At 43.3% G+C, this 3,364-nt stretch carries 4 protein-coding genes and 1 pseudogene; 2 read left to right on the top strand and 3 right to left on the bottom strand.

The window, feature by feature from the left end:
- Positions 1-146: 146 nt before the first annotated feature.
- Positions 147-296, top strand: a pseudogene (locus tag VN429_RS12550) (AAA family ATPase); the annotation flags it as partial.
- A gap of 123 nt (positions 297-419) precedes the next feature.
- Entirely contained in the window at positions 420-863 is a 444-nt protein-coding gene (locus VN429_RS06045) for a DUF4143 domain-containing protein (protein WP_325630938.1), read from the top strand.
- A 289-nt stretch (positions 864-1,152) separates the two neighbouring features.
- Here the strand turns inward: VN429_RS06045 and VN429_RS06040 are convergent, their stop codons facing one another.
- The 3 genes from VN429_RS06040 to VN429_RS06030 all read right to left on the bottom strand — a co-directional run.
- On the bottom strand, positions 1,153-2,475 hold the full coding sequence (locus VN429_RS06040; protein WP_325630936.1) for a hypothetical protein: 1,323 nt from the start codon (positions 2,473-2,475) through the stop codon (positions 1,153-1,155).
- 130 nt (positions 2,476-2,605) lie between these two features.
- Positions 2,606-2,935, bottom strand: coding sequence for a hypothetical protein (locus VN429_RS06035; protein WP_325630934.1), 330 nt, complete (start codon positions 2,933-2,935; stop codon positions 2,606-2,608).
- Between the two features lie 50 nt (positions 2,936-2,985).
- Positions 2,986-3,364: hypothetical protein (locus VN429_RS06030; RefSeq protein ID WP_325630932.1), on the bottom strand; the 379-nt coding region annotated here is incomplete at its 5' end.

Here is a 3,364-nt window from a genome sequence, read left to right as displayed (position 1 = left end):
GTACCTGGTTCTAAATTATTCATAAATTTTGACGATATCAGATTTTCTGACTGGTCAATGGAAAATTTTCAACACATCTATGAGTTCATCGGGGAACCTTTCGGACCTGATGAGCCGGTAACACTCCTCCTTAACGAGATTCAAATATCCCTGGGTGGGAACGGTGGCTAAACAATCTTTATCAATATCAGATAAAAACCATCGTGACTGGCTCAAATGCCTCAGTGCTCAGTTCAGAACTTGGAACATATCTTACTGGACGACATCGGACAATACAGGTTCATCCGTTTTCTTTCAGCGAGTTCCTCAAATATCATGACATTGAACTTAAAATACCAAATCACATCTATTCCACACAGAAGGGGGAAATTTCAAGATTTCTTATAATGTATCTTGATCAGGGGGGCTTTCCCTCAGTGGTGAAGTCACAAGACATCAGCCTATCAGAACAGTACCAGACCGATATTATTTATCTGGATATTGTGGCAAGATTTGGCGTACGTGATATTATGGAATTCAGGGATATGACTATGTATTTCATTACCAATGCAGCCCGGACAATATCATATAAGACACTCTCTGATATTGCCGGGGTAAAGAGTGTCAGTAAGGTGAAGAATTACCTTAAATACCTGGAGCAAGCATTTCTTCTCTTCCGGCTCGTTCCACGCAATTATTTACAAAAAGTGATGGCCCGTGCATCGTATAAAGTGTATGCCGGGGAAGTGAGTTTTATCCATGCTGCGGGATTTCATCGATCAGAAGATCTTGGACAACGAATAGAAAATCTGGCCTATCTTCATCTGGCACGCACCAATCATGAGATGTATTTTTATTCCGGACAACGGGAGTGTGTTTTCTGATAAAAACAGGTAATTCTATTCAGGAAGCAATACAGGTATCAATGACCCTGACAGATCCAAAAACCAGAGACAGAGAGATGAGGGGATTAATTGAGGCAATGGAAAAATTTTCTGTTCAGAAGGGATCCTAACTCTTGATGAAGAAGAGAATCTTGAAATTTCTGGAAAAAACGTTGCAGTAATTCCGTTGTGGAAATGGCTTCTTACTTCTTAAATGCCACAGGGTAATGTGACTCTGTCTTAAAACCAAAGTGATTATTATATCCATATTGAGTATCAGGTATACATCTCATACCCGGTAAACCGCTGCCACTCCATTATCATATTCCCGGTCCATCATCGTATCTATTTTTTTCAGTTCATTCTGATCTAAGGGATGGGGAGTTCGCATGATCCACTCATCAAAGTTAGCGTACTGCTTCATTCTATCGGTGATAAGCCAATATGCTGTGCCGTTCCAGACTTCTGGTCTGCCTTGTGGTTTGACCACCTGATATCCAAGCGGATTCAGCCATCTGGCCGGAGCCATCCCATACCGGTCAGAGGAAAGGATCCCGAAGATATTCTGCTCTTTAAACCAGGTTATTGCCATCAATTCTCCTGGCGGATGGGAAATAACCAGACTCCGATCATCTGAAGAGGTACCCTGAAAGACAATTGGTGGAAATGTACTCAGTAAAAGAAGGATACAAAGGATTGTGATGGCTCCACTCATAACTACTGGGTTCTTTATCCGCATTATGGTGCTGCCAGCCAATACCGCCACAGCTGGCCACAGGTATCCGAGAAACCGGAAGGGATCGATCTGTATATTTGCCGATGAGTAAAGAAAAGAGGATATAATAATCCCTCCCACAAGCATTGTTCCGGGAAGAATAGCCCATATCAGGAAAATAATGCAGGGGCTTTTTAAAAACTCTCCCGCCCCGATAATAGCCAGGATGAACATGATGAGAAGAGGGAAGATCGTGAGGGGAGAATAGGAGGTGAGAACCGGTGAACGTCCCAGAAGGGTGAGCAGTCCAAACAGGCAGATACCTCCGATAAGGATGATCTGAACCGGATTTTGTATACGGTTGATGAGTGAGAGGATGCAGGGTACCCACCTTCTCATAGCGGTAATACGATCTGGCAGAAGGACAGGGAGAATGAGAAGGAACGTTCCAATAAGTGCCACGATTATCTGAGGTAGAACAGAGTTCGAAGACCGTAAAAAAAGAGCTTGATTGAGAGTGATCATAAGGGATTGGTAGATAAATGGAATTCGGATATACCACCAGAGTAGTATTCCTGCGAGGGTGAATCCTATAATGACAATCGCACGGACAGTAATCTGTCGAATATCTTCCATTCTGGTGGTAAAATAAACCTGAATGAGTACGAAAGCAGTAAGGATAATAAGAAAAAGCAGGGCAGACTGATGATGAGCAAGAATCAACCCTATAATCGCAGTGATTGTGATAATAATGTCTCTTTTCTTTCCATCTGTTATCAATTGCAGCGAGAAGAATAACGCAAACAGAAAAAAAGGAATACCAATTGTTTCCCGAACTCCCTGTGAGGCCCAGTGAAGGTAAGGCATTCCTACTAGAAACAGGACCGCACCTACCAAAGCAGTTCCTCTCCAACATAGTTTCTGGAAAATGCAAAAAGAATCGGGGCTGATAATGCACTTACCAGAGGGACTGCTATTTTCTGGAGAAGCAAAGGTGAGAGTGTGGTGACTAATGAAAGGGATGATATCAGCACCGGCAGCACCGGTTGCTGAAGCCGGTATCCGCCCAATGCGGTTGATATCCCTGGACCAGAATTTCAAGAACTGATTCATAATCCTGCCAGGGATCTCCCCAGGTCAGTGAAGAAAATCGTAGTGAAAGGATAAGGGTGGTTGTCGCAGAGAGGATCAAAAGACAGGTTAATGGATTTTTCGAGGTAATGGTCAGGTATATGGCGGCGCCTAAAAAAATAAGGGCCAGGATTGCGCATTCAGGGATTATCCGGGCTACAAGGAGTGCTTCTGCTGCTCCTCCGCAAAAGACGAGGCATCCCAGAACATATGCACTATCTGTCATGAATTCTGTCTCCTCCAGATAGTACGATATGGTTCCTGTAGTGATTCTGACTAATACAATCTGGCTGTAAGAGCCGGTTTGGTTGCTTTGTTTTTTAAGTGAAGTAATACTGCCAGGTCCTCCCGATAGATCTGTCCATTTGTGAGGGTAAGCGGGAGTGAAGTCTCTGTATTATCCGGTCTTTCAATTGTCAGAAGATATTGGGTGGTTTTTCCTTCATGATTGGCAACTACGATCAGATCTGAAAAATTTGCATCGGATTTTCCCTCCGGTGCCTGAAACTGCTCTTGTTCAAAATAGAGTTCAGTTGTTGGTTTTGAGGCATCAGCCATGAGGATTACTCCGCCAATCAGTATGAGCCCGGCTACGATAATCAATAGGACAAACACCAACTGGATTGATGGAATCTGTTCATGTTTGATAATAATG

It is taken from the genome of Methanospirillum sp. (assembly GCF_035560735.1).
GTDB lineage: Archaea > Halobacteriota > Methanomicrobia > Methanomicrobiales > Methanospirillaceae > Methanospirillum.
This window is presented reverse-complemented; position numbering and strand designations above follow the sequence as displayed.

Bases quoted from the DNA above. Each gene is read 5' to 3' on its own strand.
- VN429_RS06035 (WP_325630934.1), bottom strand. From the start codon at position 2,935: ATGACAGATAGTGCATATGTTCTGGGATGCCTCGTCTTTTGCGGAGGA.